Source organism: Bradyrhizobium sp. AZCC 2289, assembly GCF_036924615.1.
Classification (GTDB): Bacteria; Pseudomonadota; Alphaproteobacteria; order Rhizobiales; family Xanthobacteraceae; genus Bradyrhizobium.
This window is the reverse complement of record NZ_JAZHRY010000001.1, coordinates 7546961-7563410: the sequence shown is the minus strand read 5'-3', so window position 1 is coordinate 7563410 and position 16450 is coordinate 7546961. Positions and strand designations below refer to the sequence as shown.

Annotated in this window: 11 protein-coding genes and 5 pseudogenes; 8 read left to right on the top strand and 8 right to left on the bottom strand. The window is 59.2% G+C overall.

The window, feature by feature from the left end; genetic code table 11:
• Positions 1 to 106 precede the first annotated feature (106 nt).
• Positions 107 to 3349, bottom strand: a complete 3243-nt coding sequence (locus V1289_RS35840) for an ABC transporter substrate-binding protein (RefSeq protein ID WP_334403305.1) — start codon at positions 3347 to 3349, stop codon at positions 107 to 109.
• 263 nt (positions 3350 to 3612) lie between these two features.
• Here V1289_RS35840 and V1289_RS35835 point away from each other — a divergent pair.
• Positions 3613 to 4557: pseudogene (locus V1289_RS35835) on the top strand (IS110 family transposase); the annotation flags it as partial.
• Positions 4558 to 4628: 71 nt separating this feature from the next.
• Here V1289_RS35835 and V1289_RS35830 read toward each other — a convergent pair.
• A pseudogene (locus V1289_RS35830) lies at positions 4629 to 4923 on the bottom strand (cyclic nucleotide-binding domain-containing protein); the annotation flags it as partial.
• A 686-nt stretch (positions 4924 to 5609) separates the two neighbouring features.
• Between V1289_RS35830 and V1289_RS35825 the strand changes: the two are divergent.
• On the top strand, positions 5610 to 5921 hold the full coding sequence (locus V1289_RS35825) for a hypothetical protein (RefSeq protein ID WP_334403303.1): 312 nt from the start codon (positions 5610 to 5612) through the stop codon (positions 5919 to 5921).
• A gap of 704 nt (positions 5922 to 6625) precedes the next feature.
• Here V1289_RS35825 and V1289_RS35820 read toward each other — a convergent pair.
• The 3 genes from V1289_RS35820 to V1289_RS35810 all read right to left on the bottom strand — a co-directional run bounded on the left by V1289_RS35820 (position 6626) and on the right by V1289_RS35810 (position 8222).
• Positions 6626 to 6862 (bottom strand): hypothetical protein, encoded by a 237-nt coding sequence (locus V1289_RS35820; RefSeq protein WP_334403301.1) that lies wholly within the window; start codon positions 6860 to 6862, stop codon positions 6626 to 6628.
• Positions 6863 to 6989: 127 nt separating this feature from the next.
• A complete protein-coding gene (locus V1289_RS35815; RefSeq protein ID WP_334403299.1) occupies positions 6990 to 7292 on the bottom strand; it encodes a hypothetical protein in 303 nt (100 codons plus the stop codon).
• Between the two features lie 312 nt (positions 7293 to 7604).
• Entirely contained in the window at positions 7605 to 8222 is a 618-nt protein-coding gene (locus V1289_RS35810) for a hypothetical protein (RefSeq protein WP_334403297.1), read from the bottom strand.
• 1119 nt (positions 8223 to 9341) lie between these two features.
• Here V1289_RS35810 and V1289_RS35805 point away from each other — a divergent pair.
• From V1289_RS35805 to tnpA (V1289_RS49990), 5 genes are all read left to right on the top strand, one after another.
• A complete protein-coding gene (locus tag V1289_RS35805) occupies positions 9342 to 10847 on the top strand; it encodes a hypothetical protein (protein ID WP_334403295.1) in 1506 nt (501 codons plus the stop codon).
• 332 nt (positions 10848 to 11179) lie between these two features.
• Positions 11180 to 11689, top strand: a complete 510-nt coding sequence (gene tnpA / locus V1289_RS35800; RefSeq protein ID WP_334403293.1) for an IS66 family insertion sequence element accessory protein TnpA — start codon at positions 11180 to 11182, stop codon at positions 11687 to 11689.
• Entirely contained in the window at positions 11686 to 12039 is a 354-nt protein-coding gene (tnpB, locus tag V1289_RS35795; RefSeq protein WP_334403291.1) for an IS66 family insertion sequence element accessory protein TnpB, read from the top strand. Before tnpA (V1289_RS35800) ends, tnpB begins: the two co-directional genes overlap by 4 nt.
• A gap of 65 nt (positions 12040 to 12104) precedes the next feature.
• The gene (tnpC, locus tag V1289_RS35790) at positions 12105 to 13625 is read left to right on the top strand and encodes an IS66 family transposase (RefSeq protein ID WP_334403289.1); all 1521 of its coding nucleotides are present in this window, start codon (positions 12105 to 12107) and stop codon (positions 13623 to 13625) included.
• A 125-nt stretch (positions 13626 to 13750) separates the two neighbouring features.
• Positions 13751 to 13954, top strand: a complete 204-nt coding sequence (tnpA, locus tag V1289_RS49990; RefSeq protein WP_442896109.1) for an IS66 family insertion sequence element accessory protein TnpA — start codon at positions 13751 to 13753, stop codon at positions 13952 to 13954.
• A gap of 195 nt (positions 13955 to 14149) precedes the next feature.
• On the opposite strand, the gene V1289_RS35785 is transcribed toward tnpA (V1289_RS49990), so the two are convergent.
• Both V1289_RS35785 and V1289_RS35780 read right to left on the bottom strand, forming a co-directional pair.
• Positions 14150 to 14881 (bottom strand): pirin family protein, encoded by a 732-nt coding sequence (locus V1289_RS35785; RefSeq protein ID WP_334403287.1) that lies wholly within the window; start codon positions 14879 to 14881, stop codon positions 14150 to 14152.
• Positions 14882 to 15045: 164 nt separating this feature from the next.
• Positions 15046 to 15492 (bottom strand): annotated as a pseudogene (locus V1289_RS35780) (NADPH-dependent FMN reductase); the annotation flags it as partial.
• A 114-nt stretch (positions 15493 to 15606) separates the two neighbouring features.
• Here V1289_RS35780 and V1289_RS35775 point away from each other — a divergent pair.
• Positions 15607 to 15927: pseudogene (locus V1289_RS35775) on the top strand (IS256 family transposase); the annotation flags it as partial.
• A 36-nt stretch (positions 15928 to 15963) separates the two neighbouring features.
• Here V1289_RS35775 and V1289_RS35770 read toward each other — a convergent pair.
• A pseudogene (locus tag V1289_RS35770) lies at positions 15964 to 16170 on the bottom strand (NADPH:quinone reductase); the annotation flags it as partial.
• Between the last annotated feature and the right edge of the window lie 280 nt (positions 16171 to 16450).

Here is a 16450-nt window from a genome sequence, read left to right as displayed (position 1 = left end):
GGCAGTTAGCGGCCTCTGCTAAAGCTGGCTCGCTGATTGCCGCGATCGTTTCGTTCTCCGCATGATGGTGGACCGGTCGAAACACAAGCAGCTGCAGTTTTATGGCTCAGCTGTCGTCACGGTTGGGGGCAACGACGGCAAGATCTGATCGTCGTTTTCCCGCGCATTCCGCCATCATGAACTTCGCCAGGGAATCTTCGGGAAAGTCTTTCAGGATGTCACGGTAGGCACGCTCTGCCGCAGGAAAATTGCCGATCTCGAACTTTTGCAAGGCCTGCCAGGTCATCGTGCTCAGCTCCTCATCCCGATCGCGAACTCTTAGGTCAGAATCGTCGCTGGTACGAAGAGCGAGTAATTCATAGATCATGAACTCGGTCTTGCGGCCCTTTACCTGAACCGGCTTGATCGGCCGCGCGAGTATGTCGGCCTTTGCCTGGTCGTAAATGCTGTCGCTGATGCAGATGGTGGTACCAAACTGCTTGTTGATGCCTTCAAGGCGGGCGGCAACGTTCACGCCGTCCCCCAAGGCGGTGTAGCTCAGCCGGTTCGAAGACCCGACATTGCCGACAAGGACGTTGGCGCAATTGAGCCCGATCCTGACGTTGATTCGCGGCCGTCCTTCCGCCTCCCAGGCATCGTTGACGCGCTCCATGCGGCGTACCGCCCGCACCGCCGCGGCGCAGGCGCGTAGAACGTGGTCAGGGCGTTCAACCGGGGCATTCCAGAAAGCCATGACGCCATCGCCGATAAACTTATCAACGGTGCCGCCCTCTTCCGAGATCGCAGACGAGACTTCCTCGAGATAGGTCGAGATCTGGACCAGAAGGTCGTCCGGGGCGAGGGTCTCGGAGTGGCTGGAAAAGTTTTCCAGATCGGAAAAGAACACGGTGAGGAATCGCGGCTCGACGCCCAGGGTCAGCGGAATGCCCGACTTGATGAGTTGGCGGACCACGTCCAGTGGGACAAAGGAAGAGAATGATTTCAGCGACGTTCGCAGCAGCGAAGCCGCCGATTCCAGCTTCGCGATCTCCTGGATATTCGATGGTGGACGCGCGGGTGTATCAAAATTGAGGCTTTCGATGTCCTGCAACTGCCGGGACACGTTTTCGACCGGACGCGACAGCCGGCGAGAGGCGAAAAAGATGAAGAACAACTCGACCATGGTGAGACCAATGATGACGACCATCATCAATCGATTGGTCTTCTTTAACGTGCCCACGAAATCGTCGATCGGCGTCAACGTGATCACCTGCCAGGGTTGACCGAAGCCACCCGGGAAATTGGCGAAGGCCGCGATCAAATCCTCTCCGTTCGTCGGTGACTGGAAGGTGAATCTGTCAGCACCGGTACGAGCGTGCTGGCGGTGAGCCTCGCGCACGTCGGGATCGTCGATATCAGCCAGGGTTGCGATCTTAAGCACGCCATTTTCGATGCGAACGCCCTTCTGCTTGTCAGGGAAGGCGATGATCTTGCTGTTGTTGCGGTCGGCGATGAGGGTGGTGCTGTGTACGCTGGCTCGGTGATTGTCGAAAAAGCGCGACAGGACGTCCACGGTAATGTTGGCCGATGCGCAGCCGAGGAAGTCGACACCATGGAATATTGGAACACGCACATAGAGGATGGGAAAACCGGTGTCAGGGTTGATGGAGGGCTCGGTCACGGCGAGCGTCCGCGTCGTTTTGGCGGCCTGATAACCGGGCAAGAGGCGAATGTTGAGGTCGGTGGCAACATTATACTCGCCGACTTGATGGGGCCATATGTCGAAGAATTTGCGGTGGCGGACCCGTGAGAACGCAAAGGTGATCGCATCGATGTAGCTGGCGTGCCAGTTCGCGGCCGCCGGGATCTTGGGATCCGCGCGCCGACGATCCTCGTCAATTCGCGTCACGACCCGATGATAGCCATCCTCGAAGCTGACGTAGATGGCGTCGATATGCGCGGCCGAGGTCAGCGCGCGGTACAGCAGGTCATTGCTTTGCTCGGTACGGAAATAGCCGGAATCGGCGCCTGCTACTTCGGCGAGAAAGCGCAGCGGGCTTTCCGTGCTCTCGATCAAATTCTCGGTGCGCTCGATGCCGGCCTGGCTGGTCTGCGCGACCGCGTCGTTCAGGATCGCCACCATGCCGGCCGAGTTCTTGTTATAATTGTAGATCAGGATGAAAATGAGAACGGGAATGCTGAGGCCGATGAACAGCAACGACATGATCAGGCTCAGCCTCGGCCGCCTCATCGTGACAAACCGCGGAAGCGCGCCCAATCGGGCTATTGTGCCGCGCAGAGTGCGGCGACTTCGGTAGGCAACCAGGGCTGCAGTCGCCAATCCGGCCGTCACAAGCAGCAGCACAATCAACCAGCGCCGCAGGCTGCCGTCATTTGCGTCGTAGATCAGGGCCGCGGGCACCGTATCGTCAGTCAGCAGCCCGAGTTGTCGGTAGGTCGCGGCGATGCTTCGCCAGCGTGCGGGATCCTGCTCGCCGATCCGGTCGGGGTCGCGCCCGACGAATATCTCCGTCTGCTCCGCCTCAAACAGCAGGGCCTCGCGGCTCTTTTTTGCCGAATAGGTTCTCAGGATCAGATCGACCGTCGCCTCCTTATGCGCGAGGGCGTAGGCCCAGCCTTTCACGGTGGCGGCCTTGAACGCCGCGACCCGGTCCGGGTGGGCTTTCACCTCCGCTTCGGAGGTGCACAGGTTGTCGCCGTAAAAATCGATGCCGGATGCGGCGGGCGCGAAGGTGCGGTAGGCCGCGCCGAGCTGTTCAAGGACGAAAGGTTCGCTGGTGCTGTAAGCGATCATGGCATCGGCCCGGCCGGCCAGGAGATCGCGCGGGTTTCCCTCGTGATCGACGCGCGGCAGGGCTTGATAGTCGACCCCTTCGCGCTTCAACATTGCGGCGATCTCATCGCTTCCCGGCGTGTCCATCAGCGTACGGCCGCGCAGTTCCGACACGTTGCTGATATCAGCCCGGCGCGCGACCAGGATGACGGCCGGGGAACGCTGGAAGATGGCGGCCAGCACGACCAGCCGGCGGCCCGCCGCCCAGTCACGCAGAACGCTTGAGGTGCAGACCCCGTAATCCGCCTTGCCACCGGCAACTGCTTCAGAGACGTCGATACCGGGACCGCCTTCGCGGATGGTGACATCGAGACCCGCGTTGCGGTAGAAGCCTTGCTCAAGCGCCTGATAGTAGCCAGCGAACTGAAACTGGTGCTTCCATTTGAGCTGCATGGATACTGAATCGAGCGCAGCGGCAGGATGTGATGCCGCCAGCGCCAGGGAAGCGCCCACGATCAGCCGTCTCAACAGGGCCAATTTTGACTTGGCGGGCGGTGGCTCTACCTTCTGCGTCATGCGCGCCTTCCGAACAGGCGAAACCATCTGAGCGAACTCTCATCCCCCTGCGGCCGCAGTTAGGAGGTTTCGAACGCAGGCAAATTCCGACGCGAATAGGATAGGTTAGCATGCGCAGAAGTACAGTGCGAATGTCGGCTTTCCAGCCGACCCTACTATCCGCCGGCGCGGTCAGGAAGGGCAGCTAATGGGATGGTCCGGCCGTGCTCCTGCCCCGCCAGCAAGCGAAGCTGGCCAGGGGCGCCAAAGACAAGGAGCACGCCATGTCTCAGACACTCAATACCGCGATCGCCGTAATCGGCATCGATATCGGCAAGAACTCGTTTCACGCCGTGGGCCACGATGCGCGCGGCGCCATCGTACTGCGGCAAAAGTGGTCGCGTGGCCAGGTGGAAACGCGGCTCGCCAATATGCCGCCTTGCCTGGTCGGCATGGAAGCCTGCGTCGGCGCCCATCACCTGAGCCGCAAACTCGCATCGCTTGGTCACGATGCCAGGTTGATGCCGGCCAAATATGTCCGCCCCTATAGCAAGGGACAGAAGAACGACTTCAATGATGCCGAAGCGATTGCCGAAGCCGTGCAGCGCCCGACGATGAAGTTCGTGGCGACCAAGACCGCGGAGCAACTGGATCTGCAGGCGCTGCATCGGGTGCGCGAGCGGCTGGTGTCGCAACGCACCGGCATCATCAACCAGATTCGCGCCTTCATGCTGGAACGCGGGATCGCCGTGCGCCAGGGGATCGGCTTCCTGCGCACGGAACTGCCCACCATCCTTGCGACGCGCACCGATGCCCTGTCGCCCCGCATGTTGCGTATCATCGAGGAGTTGGCAGGCGACTGGCGCCGGCTGGATCAGCGCATCGATGGCCTATCCGGCGAGATCGAAGCCCTGGCCCGTCAGGATCAGGCATGTTCGCGCCTGATGACGGTGCCCGGCATCGGGCCGATCATTTCGAGCGCCATGGTGGCCGCGATCGGCACTGGAGACGTATTCTCCAAAGGCCGCGACTTCGGCGCCTGGCTCGGACTGGTGCCCAAGCAGATCTCGACGGGAGACCGCACGATCCTCGGCAAAATCTCGAGGCGCGGCAATCGCTACCTGCGCGTTCTGTTCGTGCAGGCGGCATGGGTTGTGCTGGTCAGGATAAAGGACTGGGAACGTTACGGGCTCAAATCCTGGATCGAAGCCGCCAAGAGGCGGTTACACGGTGAAACGGGATTGCAGGTACCGGTCTGTATTCAACTGACATGGTGCTCATTCTTTCCTTCTTGAGCCCACGTCGTTTCAACAATTGCTTCAGCGGAATATCGGTGCACTGCACTATTCTCAACGCCAAAGATGTCGCCCGGCAGATGAAAGGCCATGATTTGCCGTCGGCCGTCAGTCAACAATTTATAGCCTCGAACGGCCCCGGTCTTGACTTGGTAAAGGTACTCGACCGGCCCCTTTTCTCCAAAGATTTCGGCCGCGCGCATATTTGAATTCGCTGCATTGGACAGCGTGACCCGCTAGCTCATTCAATTCCTTTGAGCTTGTACGTTGGTCTGGATTTTTACCCTTTAGGACGAGCATTTTTCTCTCTCCCGCGACCCACTGGGATTTAAGCGGCACGGGGAAAGAATTGCAAGTTGAAGTTGATCCGGATTGTGCCAGCCGCAGCAGTTGTAATGTTCGTCACAGAAGGACACTTAGTCTCCGGATTCTCCGACCTTCGGCTGCCAAAAACTGTGCGGCAACCGGCTGGCCCGGATCAGGTCCCGGCTGGCTCGACCAAGGTCCGCCGCAAGCGAACATCGCCACCAAATCCACCCAAATCCGGACATCGCAAGCCCTTCGCGCCGGAGACCATCGCACGCGCGCCGCGTCCACCGAACGGACGCAGGGCAGGCCAGCAAGCGGCAGCACTGATAGGGCGGCTCAATCGATGGCTAGGCCATATAGATAGATACCGATCATCGCTAGCGACACGACGATCACCAGCAGGTCGATCCTGAGCCACTGGGGTATGCGCTTCGCGGGTTGTTGGGTCATGGCTTGTTCCCTCCGCGACCCGTATTCTGTGCCGGAAGAGCGCAAGTGGTTGTGAACGAGTTCACATACTTTGGGGATTGATTGGGGCATCGGCGGCGAGCTGGTTGAGGCTTAGCTGGACAAGAAAGCGCCTCTGCTTGAGTACCTCTTAATGGTAGGCGCCCGATCTACCGTTTGTTCGCGACGATCGGCATGATGCACGCACTGTGCGCCGTGAGGTAAAGACAATGACCAACGACCACCTCGTGCAACCGCCGCCCATCCTTCAGCAGGACCAGAACAATCGCGAAATGGGCATCCGGGCCGCCGCAATCCTTCTGCTGGTGCCAATCGCCGCGGCGATCGTTCTTGGCGGTGGAACACGCATCTCTGAAGGCTTCGAACCGTTCACGAAATCGGCGAATGAGCGCGTCTCCGAAAGTTTCGAAGAAGTTAGGGGGATCGCACCCGTCTCCAACGAGCTGCGAAACGTCCTGGCATCGCTGAGCCAGACTGTGCAGGGCGCGCAGAAGCCGCCGGTTCAGGCCGAGGGGCAATGATCCTGTCGATCTGCGGACCGACCATGCCTTCCGCCTCGGCGCCATCCGCGGCACGCACGGCTTTCCTAGCCTCTTGGCGGGCCGTCTTGGCGCGCATCTTCGCGCCCATGATCCGACCGCTCCATATGACCTCACGCCTCTTGGTGTTCATGGCTGGCCATTACAGCGGCCTTGGCCGGACTGAGCAACTTTACTAGGCTTTGCGGCTAGGAACGGATTGAAGACGCAATAGGTACGGGCTGTGTGTACGTTTGGCAATTCATCGGCAACGTACGGCGCGTCCATTTGGGGCCGCATTAGACTTGGCAACTGAGTGGTTCGAGGAGAGTTGACAGTTATTTCCTTATTGAACCGGTTCATGCATCAGCCTTTAATCATTTGGAATATTCCCGGCAGACGCGGTCCAGCCTGTATCAGAAATGAACTATCTGAGCCTGGAATTGGCATTGCACATTGCAATTGGTGTCGACGGCTGGATTTGATACGTAATCCATTGAAGGGGCCTTTCGCTGCATCTGCCAGATGACGGCATGTCTTCTTGACATGGGCTGGGTCGGTGTCATTGCAGGTCAGTGAGATCTTATCGATTGATAGTGAGAAATATCGGTCAGGATTCATGGTCATGTGTGATCAGTGTTTCGAGGAAATGTTCATTAAGTGCGCTTAGTAGAGGAGATGGTAAAACCGACGATAATGGCACCCGGTCATCCCGAGATCATCCCGAGATTCTTGAGCGCCCTGAAAAGCTTGTCGAACAACGCGCCAGTAGGCCCATCCTTACCCTGCACAAAGACAGTCCCATTGGGCCAATACCGAATTGTGGGGCCTTCCAAGGTATGGTATTCGCTGATTTGACGACCGACGATCCATGTTCCACGCGGAATGATCATCGCCACGGCCATCCGTAATTCTTTCGGGTCCCCGGAATATTTGAACTTCATGCAGCATCCAATCCCGCTACCATAGCGAAGCCGGTCAACCAGTTACCCGCTGTGTGCATGCTTTTTCGTAGCCATAATGTTACGATCCTGATGGGCGATCCAGCGCAGCCGTTCACACGAAGCGCTTCTACTGTCGGCATGGCGGACCCAAAATTATCCTAGTGATGATGCCATCCGCGCGGATTTCTTGAACCGATGCTCCCATATGCTCCGCGAGCGATCTGCATCGGCTAATAGTCTCGGGGTTATCGCTCGTGACGCAGTATGGCTTTCCTGCAAGAAGCTTTGCTGCGACCATTAGCATCATGCAGTCTCCGGCATTGAAACGGGCAAGGCCGTTCTTGAAGACCTCCATGTCCAAGGGGTGACGATCTGAGCCGGGCGAGTCGATTCTTAGCTGCAGCGCCGCCAAACTAACGATCTCTTCCATGCCAATATCGTTCATACGACATTACCTTTTCGGCTGAATCCGGAAAATGCGCCGAAGTATCAGATGCTTTTGGCAAGACAATTTGGATGGCAACACTCGGTGCAACAGACCAACGGCTGCAAACCGGATGAAAGCGAGATCTCAACAAAATTGAGATGACCACAAGATTCGCAGATCATTCTGTTTCCATTGGATTCCGCGCCGGTTCTTTCATGATGCCCCATCAGGTTTCCATGCGCGCGATCATGATCTGCTTGGCAGAACTGATCGGGCCGCCCTTTTCGGCTCACTCGATTTCGCCGCGAACGCAAATCACTCCGCTGCGTCACGCAAAGACCGTTCGGCATTGGTGAGATTTTCGATTTTTAGGATTCGCGACGGCGTACAGACAATTTCATTCTCGCTGCGATCCGTAAACACCGCGAAGATATCGTTCTTATCTACTTCCGCCGTTACAATTACAGGCTCGGGAACGGTTATTTGTCGGTGGCCTCGCGCGAACTGCATTGCAATCTTAGTCTCTGTTGTCCATGAGATCCCGGCTGCTCGTTGTCGGCTGCAGCCACGGTAGACGGTCAAAACCTGCGGAAGGCTTTCGAAGAATGCGCGCTGCTCATCACCGTAATACCGAATTGCGCTCGCTGCGCCTGCGGCTTTCCGTAACTGACTCAGCAGTCGATCTTTGAGTGCCCATGTATCATCGCAGTTGGGCCAATGAATCATGAACACCTTCCAAAAAGCGTCCGGCGAGGCGCGCTCCAACAGCGATACCATCTCGGGCGCGCCCTGCTCAGACGACAGGTGATAAAGATACTTGGACACCGCCTCGGCATACCCGGCTTCCTCGGTCATCAGGCATGCATGCCGTTCTTCGGCCAGCCTTGACTGCCATCTCTTGCGAGCGGCTCGAAGGGAATCATCGTCGGTCATAAGTGTTTCTCATAATTTTATCGCGCTATGGTTGGTGTTTATTGAGGTGATGTTCTCTCATTTTTTCTCTTCGCAATCATCCAGCATCTGAACTGACGAGCGTGCAGCGGATAGCAAGTGAACTTATTTGTCAGCAGCATCGTGCTTTCGCAGGCGTCGCACTGCTCTCCGGATAGTGTCCCGACTTACCCTCGCCTTACCCTGACTGACCAGGTACCGGTTCACCGCCTCATCGCGTATTTCGGCGGTAACTCCCATCAGGCCGGTCTCGCCGTACAGAAACTTCAATGCAGATTCTGCTGCGAGCAGGCGGTGGTTAGAAGGAATGTCAAAAGGGTTTGCCATAGCATCTGTTTCCCGGGGAACAGATCTGGCGCGATGGAGAGATTCTCGGTCGGCACGGACGGGAGGCTGATGGTCGCCATCGACGGCGGCGGTCGAACTCTTGGTCATGGAACGGAGCATCGTATAATCCTCAACGCCCCCGTTGATTGATCATGGTCCTGAGATAGGTCGCCGCCGACATTGTTCAATAGAAGCGAATGCAAGAAACGCCTCTGCTGCAGCGCCTTCGTGACTTTTGCCGCAATGACCCGGCGCATCGCGACGACCTCATTCAATCAATAGAACGCGGTTTTATCTTCATTGTCCGACGTAGGCGAGGTGCGGCGAACTTTTCGCTTACCAGCGACGTTCTCAGCCCCAGCGAGGCCCCTATGCAAATGGCGACATTGCGGCACCCCGACGTTCACCGGATTGGCTGTGCCCTCGTTTCTCGACTCTTTGGAGACAATTCGCCGCAGCGAATCCGCTTTTGCAAAGATAAACAAACACTTCCCTCGTCTGCGGAATTCGAGTGCGGTGGAATCGCTTGAGGAGTCAATACGACTTCTCTTATGCCGAAAATGATGGATCATTTCGGCAATAATATTCGTGGCATAGCGGCTGGGACAATTAGCGGCGCCTTAGAGCAGTTGCCATGAGCAAATCTTGCTTTGCGCTGCGTCTTCCTGAAGATGGGCGACGTGTTGGCTATACTCGATCTTTGAGACGAACGCGCTTCGATGTAGGATATGAGCGTCATCGGCTGACTGGTCCGGTATCGTTTCCGGCTGGCGCTTGGCCGCGCCGCCTGTGCGCAGCTTATGCCGCAGCGTACTGTGGCGAACTGACTGTCGAGGAGTTTCTGAAGAGGGTAGGAACCGATTATCCCCTACCCCGAGTAAGCGAGGGAAGGCGCCGGCTATGGCTAAGGGACGATCTGGACGCGGCGATCTCGCCCCCCGAAATGGTTTACGCAACCGACATCGCCGCGGATTTGTCAGCGTGAAACTCCCCCGCCACGTTATTCCTAAGCCGCTGGCGTCAGGCAAGACCGCATTTTACTATAATGTGCCGACCAAATACCGGAAAATGGGCTGCCCCATTCCTAATGAACCGCTCGGGGCGGACTACGCCAAAGCCTGCGGCGAAGGCGGCCGAGCCGAGACGCTAAACGGTCTATTCGACGAATGGAACGATGCGCGCAAGGGCCTGCCGATCTCGAGCGAGGCCGCACCGCGGATCGGGACCATCGACTGGCTATTCCGGGAATACAAGGCAAGCCGCGCTTATCTGGAGAAGGTCAAACCTCGATCCCGCGGAAACTACGAATGGAATATGCGGGAGATCTGCGACACGCTGACCAAGCGCGGCGATCGTGTTGGCGGACATCCCATCAAGTCAGTAACGCCGCTTGGCGCTGATAAGCTTTATGATCGGTTCGTGAAGGGTCCGAAGGGCAAGCGGCTACGCATCGCGGAGAAGTTGGTTGTCCTGTGCCGGAAGGCGTGGCGCGTTGTGCATCGCCTGCACCCCGCAGAGTTTTCAAAGGACATTCCGAATCCGTGGATGGGCGTCACGATGGAAACCCGCGTCAAGCTCGTTAAGCCCGCGGTTACGCGTGAACAGGTCTACACGTTCGCCCATGGCTGTGTGGAGCGCGGCGAACCGGAATGCGGCGCCGCTGCCGTGATCTGTTTCGAGTGGCTGCAGCGCCCAGAGAACGTGATTGCCGGGCATATCAAATGGACCGGCTACAGGACCGGCCCAAAGCCGACAATCCGGATCGAGCATCACAAGACCGGCGCCGTAATAGATCATCCGCTGGAGGAGACACTACCAGACGGAGCGGTCGTTAAATTCTATGAAGAGGCTGAGGGGATCCTTGCGAAGCTGACGCGCCGCGGCGTACCGTTGATCCTACGCGAGGTCAAAGAACGCAAACGAGGCGTTGAGATTCGGAGCTTGTCGAAGCCCTATTCGTTTTCGGGAATGCAGAAGATCGTCCAGCGGATGCGAAAGGATATCGGCCTGCCCGCGCTGTTCACCCTAGACGCCTGCCGGCACGGCGGCATGACGGAGTTGGAGGAGGCCGAATTGACCGAGGGGCAGGGCCGCGCCCTGTCGGCCCACCGAACTAAAGAGAGCTACGCTGGCTATGCGAAGCGGACCGAGGCGCGAATGCTTTCGGCGACCAGGAAACGCCACGCTCATGCGCTGGCGAACCAACTGGCAACAAACGTTCAGAATGCGACAGGTGACTGCGTTCAGAATGAAAAATCCGAAAATTCAAAAAGTGCCTGATTTATAACGGGAACCCATGGCTGGCGACGCAGTGCGGATCGCACCCGTCTCCAGGCGAATTCCCTGCTAACAGGGAATTTTACAGGGAATTTTGCGATTTTGGGGCCCTGCGCGCCGGGTTCGACGCAAGATACCGCTGTGCTGCAGCGATTTCTCGCGCAATTCCCTAAGCAAATTATCAGGGAAAAGATTTCGAAGAACAGGGAATTTTTGGGCGATATCAGCGAATTTGGTCCGCAAAAAGGTAAGCGTCCATTTCTCGCACACTTGTCTCCTCCGGCCCCGACCGCGATCTGTTCTCACCGGCAAATTTGCAGGTGAGGAGGACGGAGATGTCGAGCGAGATCGGTTCACGGATACGCTACGGCGCGTTGTTTTGGCGGGCGCATCATGAGGCGTGGCAGCAGAGTGCGTTGAATCAGCGGGAGTATTGCGAGGCGCATGGGATTCCGCTCAAGGCGTTTGGCAACTGGCGAGCGAGGTTCAAGGCCGAGCCCCAGCCGCCGTCGCCCAAGCTGCTCTACCGACGCCGCAGCCTAAGTCATACCCTTAGTCATAGCGGTAGTCATAGGCTTAGTCATATGACTAACGGCTCGCCGACGTCAGGTCCGATCGTACCGCCGGCACGCGAGGGTCATCGGCGCCAGTTCAGCGAGGAGGACAAACGCCGGATCGTTGAGGAAGCGGCGCGGCCTGGCGCCAGCCTGTCGGAGGTAGCACGCGGCTATGGGATAGCGGCGCGTGTTCTGTTCCGTTGGAAGCAACTGACGCAGGTGGCACCGCTGTTTGTAGCGGTAGAGATCGCCGATGCGCCCCCACCCTCCGAGGAGCACGCATCATGACACTGCTTCCTCGGGGAACGAAGGTTCACCTAGCCTTCGGCTTCATCGACATGCGCAAGGGCATCGACGGCCTTGCCATGCTGGTCCAAGGTGTACTGCGGCAGGATCCCTTCTCGGGCCATCTCTTCGTGTTCCGGGGCCGGAAGGCCAACCTCATCAAAATCGTATTCTGGGATGGCACCGGCCTTTGCCTGTTCACCAAACGGCTTGAGCACGGTGTCTTCCTGTGGCCCTCGAACGTCGAACCTGGCGGGACGCTGATGCTGACCTCGGCGCAGCTGTCGATGCTGATTGACGGTATCGATTGGCGCGCACCGGAGCGGCAATGGCGACCCGCGGTGGCGGGATAATCCTGCGACCGATTGACTCAACGGGCATGTGCTTCGGTGAGGAAGCACGCGAGTCAGGCCTGTTCATGAACATCGATCTTGCCGCTTTGCCAGATGATGTAGGCACGCTGCAGCGGATGGTCCGAACGCTCGCGGCCGAACGCGTCAACCTCACCGCGGCGCAGGCGGAGATCGAACGCCTCCGGCTCATCGTTCAGAAGCTGCAGCGCAGCCAATTTGGCCGACGTGCCGAACGGCTCGACTACGACCAGCTGCAGCTCGGCTTCGACGACCTCAACGCCGACATCGCGCGGGTCGAAGCCACGCTTCCACCGTCGGCAGCCAAGGCACCCAGAGTGCCAGCCGGGAGGCCAAGCCTGCCGGCGCATCTGCCCCGTGAGGACATGCGGCTCGAGCTCGATCATCAAGCGTGCCCCTGCTGCGGCGGCGAGCTGCATATGATCGGCGAGACCGTCAGCGAGATGCTCGATTACGTGCCCGCGCGGCTTCGGGTGATCCGCATCTGCCGGCCGCGCTATGGCTGCCGGGCCTGCGGGAGCATTCATCAGGCGCCCGCCCCGGAGCGTCCGATCGCCAAGGGCCTCGCCAGTCCCGGTCTTCTCGCCCATGTCCTGATCGCCAAGTACTGTGATCACCTTCCGCTATACCGGCAGAGCCAAATCTTCTCCCGGCACGGCGTCGAGATCGACCGCTCGACCCTGGCGAACTGGGTGGGCGGCGCCTGCTGGTGGCTAGAGCCACTGCAGGCCCGCCTCGCAGCCCATGTGTTTGGATCAACCAAGTTGTTTGCCGACGACACGCCGATCCCGGTGCTCGATCCCGGCCGCGGCCGCACCAAGACCGGCCGGCTCTGGGTCTATGCGCGCGACGATCGACCTTGGTCCGGACCCGAACCGCCAGCCGCCGTCTACTTCTACAGTCCTGATCGCCGGTCAGAGCGTCCTGCCGCCCATCTCCGGGAATTCCGTGGTGTGCTGCAAGTCGATGGCTATGCCGGCTTTGAGCGGCTGACCGCCCCGGGTGGTATCGTCCTGGCGGCGTGCTGGGCCCACGCAAGGCGTAAGTTCTACGACCTGCATGAAGCGACCGGGTCACTGATCGCCGCCGAGGCCTTGCGGCGGATTGCCGAACTCTATGCGATTGAGGGTTCGATCCGGGGCCGCTCTGCAGAAGCACGTCGGCATGCGCGCTATACCAGCGCCCGGCCGCTCATCGAGATGATGAAGCCTTGGCTTGAAATGGAGCTTGGCCGCGTTCCACCCGCCGGCCCTCTCGCCGAGGCTATCCGATACGCGCTCGCGCGCTGGCCCGCCCTCACCCGCTTCCTCGATGATGGCCGCATCGAGCTAGACAACAATCCGGTCGAGCGCGCCATCCGGCCCATCGCGCTCGGGCGCAAAAACCATCTGTTCGCCGGCTCTGACGGTGGCGGCGTCCGATGGGCAACCATCTGCTCCCTCATCGCCACCGCCAAACTCAACAATGTCGAGCCCTACGCCTGGCTCTCAGACGTCCTGCAGCGCATGACCGACGGACATCCTGCCAGCCGCCTCGATGAACTCCTGCCTTGGAATTGGCGGCCCTAAACCTAGCGACGTGTAAGGAATGGACGCTTACGCAAAAAGTAAGGGTCCATTTCTCGCACACTTGTCCCTTTAAGGTCCGGACGCGATCTGTTCTCGCCGATGAATTTTTAACGTGAGGACACAAGATGACCGAGAAATTTCGAACCCGTGAGCGTTACGGCGAGGCTTTCTGGCATAAGCACCATGAGGCGTGGCAGCGGAGAGCGTTGAATCAACGAGAGTATTGCGAAGCGCAGGGGATTCCGCTCAAGGCCTTCGGCAATTGGCGGGCGAAGAAGCCGAACCGCAGCTGCCGGCACCGAAACTTTTGTACCGACGTCGCGGCCTAAGTCATACCCTTAGTCATAGGCTAAGTCACAAGCCTTAGTCATATGACTAAAACGACCTCCCAGGCCCGATCGTGCCGCCGGCCCGCGAGGGTCCCGCAGACCGAACGAGGTCTGAACGGATTTTTCGAAAAACCTCTTCGGCGGGAACCCTCTCGATCGAAGGGCCCAGGCTGATGTCCAGCCCCGCGCAAGTGTTCACAGGCGGCCCTCTTGAATTAGGCGCTCCTTGATCGATGAAATATGCGCCTCGCCCTCGCGCAGAGCGTCGGGCGTCGTGTGGACCGAGTAGTAACCGAGGACGAGATTATGCTTATGCGGAGCGGCCGAGCCGAGAACGAACTCGGTTTCGGTCAGCGCTTCGAATTCGACCGCTTTGCTTGATGGCTCGAAAGCAGCGAAGTCGCCATGTCGCAGTTCAGGCGCCGACAAGACGCCCGATGCGATGGCGGTCCAGAGGACGGTGTGGCCCGTCGGGGGCTCGTAACGCCAACGCTCGCCTGCCTTCAGGCGTACCGCGAGATAGTTGATCGGCGACGGGGCCGCGATCGCGCTCGATGCGGACCCGTAGCTGCCGAGCAGGACGTGCGCTGGGCCGTCACTCTGCACATCGCCAGGGGGGTGACAGATGCTTATGGTCGGACCTAATTCGAGTGCCGGCGGCAAAGCGATCCAAAGCTGGAAGCCGCGCGTCCGGCCTGCTTTGTCGAGCCCGCCGCCGTGCCACATGCCGCGTCCGGCCTGCATCCATTCGACGCCGCCGGCCTGCAGTGTGCCCCGGGTGTCGTCCGGGTCGATATAGTTGACCGCGCCTTCCGCAACATAGGTCAGGGTGGCGATACCGGAGTGGGGATGCAGCGGACCGTTGAAGGGCGCGCCTTCATGGTCGAAAAGGTCGAGAAACACGAATGGTTTCAGGATCTCGCCCAAGTCGGACGGGCTCATTAAACGTGTGACGGGGCCGTTCGTCCGGCCACGGGTATGGTGCATGATCGCTCGCACCAGTCGCCGAGGCGGTGAGATAGATTGGACAAGGGTCATTGGGTTCCTCTGAAATTAGCGTGGGAGTGAGAGCCGTCGCCGCGCAGCGGCGGTCAGGACGCGCTGGCGCGCGCCGCCTTCAAGGCTGCAGTCCACCACAGCAGATCGTCGATCAGCGTTCCGGCAGGGGGCCCCAACTCGGCCAGTCCTGCGTCGACATCGCCGCCTTGGTAGTGAGCCCACAAGGTGGCGACAGGGATGTGGACCGATGCGCGAATCGGCGCGAGCTGAAGCTCGATCATTGTTTCGCGGAGCTGCTGGACGCCGCGTGCGCCCATGGCGGACCCATAGCTCACGAAACCAACCGCCTTGCGATTCCACTCGGGATAGACCCAGTCGATCGCGTTCTTGAGCACCGCGGAGGGTCCGTAATTATACTCGGGGGTGACAAAGACGAAGCCGTCGGACTGCGCGATCGCGGCGGTCCATCTCTGTACGACCTCATTCTTGTAAGGCGGGCGACCCGGCATGGCTGGCGTCGCTGGCTGATCGAAGAACGGCATCGGGAAGTCGCGAGAGCTATCGCTGAAAGTTGGTGACGGCGGGAATCGGGAAGGCGGCATATCGTGGGGGTGCTTAACGCCTCCACTTCTCCACCAAAGGAGCGATATGCCGTGTCCAAAGATAACATCATCAAGCTGATTCAGCCAGCAAACGTCGACGATCAACTCACGGAAATCTTGCGTACTGGGGCACGTGTTCTGTTGGCCCAGGCGGTCGAGGCCGAGGTCGCGGACTTTCTCGGCAAGCATGCCGATTTGAAGACCGCAGACGGCCACCAGCGGGTCGTGCGCCACGGTCACCTGCCGGAGCGCGAGGTGATGACCGGTATCGGTCCGGTCGCCGTCCGCCAGCCGCGTGTGCGCGATCGCGAGGCGGACGCTACCGACCCCGACCGCATCCGGTTGGCGATGCGTCGAGAGCGCACCGTAGACAATCATTTTTCCACCGGGCGCGAGAGAACGCGATACGTCGGCGCCGATCTGACCCGCCACGCAATCAATTGCCTTTGACACGCCTCCCGGACCAACGATCTCTGTGACACGCTTGCCTAAGTCTTCGTCCTCGGTGCAGATCACTTCGTTGCCCTCGAGGGCCCTGATCTCCTCAACGCCGGCGCGACGGCGCACGACATTGATCGTCTTGAAGCCCAGACAAATCCCAAGCTGCAGAACCATCTTCCCAACCGTCGAACCTGCCGCCGTTTGCAGCAACCACTCACCCGGCTTGACCTCAAGTTCGTCCGATCTCCACAGATCCGGGGTTGTCGCAGGTTCAACCCTGACGCGGCAGGTCGAGGCTTCTTTGAACTCATACCTTTGGTGATGCCAGCGCGTCCGGTTTAGGGAACCTGCACTCCTATCCTTAATGATGCACAATTCTAGCGATGGACATGGCAGCGATCGTTCGTCGAAGGATTGTAGTAAGGTCCGTTGTCCACTCATATTGCTCCACCCG

What these genes read in the sequence shown, in the direction of transcription:
- tnpC (WP_334403289.1), top strand. Translation starts at nt 12,105, where the DNA reads ATGAACATCGATCTTGCCGCTTTGCCAGATGATGTAGGCACGCTGCAG.
- V1289_RS35815 (WP_334403299.1), bottom strand. Translation starts at nt 7,292, where the DNA reads ATGGAAGAGATCGTTAGTTTGGCGGCGCTGCAGCTAAGAATCGACTCG.
- V1289_RS35825 (WP_334403303.1), top strand. Translation starts at nt 5,610, where the DNA reads ATGACCAACGACCACCTCGTGCAACCGCCGCCCATCCTTCAGCAGGAC.
- tnpA (WP_442896109.1), top strand. Translation starts at nt 13,751, where the DNA reads ATGACCGAGAAATTTCGAACCCGTGAGCGTTACGGCGAGGCTTTCTGG.
- V1289_RS35810 (WP_334403297.1), bottom strand. Translation starts at nt 8,222, where the DNA reads ATGACCGACGATGATTCCCTTCGAGCCGCTCGCAAGAGATGGCAGTCA.
- tnpB (WP_334403291.1), top strand. Translation starts at nt 11,686, where the DNA reads ATGACACTGCTTCCTCGGGGAACGAAGGTTCACCTAGCCTTCGGCTTC.
- V1289_RS35840 (WP_334403305.1), bottom strand. Translation starts at nt 3,349, where the DNA reads ATGACGCAGAAGGTAGAGCCACCGCCCGCCAAGTCAAAATTGGCCCTG.
- tnpA (WP_334403293.1), top strand. Translation starts at nt 11,180, where the DNA reads ATGTCGAGCGAGATCGGTTCACGGATACGCTACGGCGCGTTGTTTTGG.
- V1289_RS35820 (WP_334403301.1), bottom strand. Translation starts at nt 6,862, where the DNA reads ATGAAGTTCAAATATTCCGGGGACCCGAAAGAATTACGGATGGCCGTG.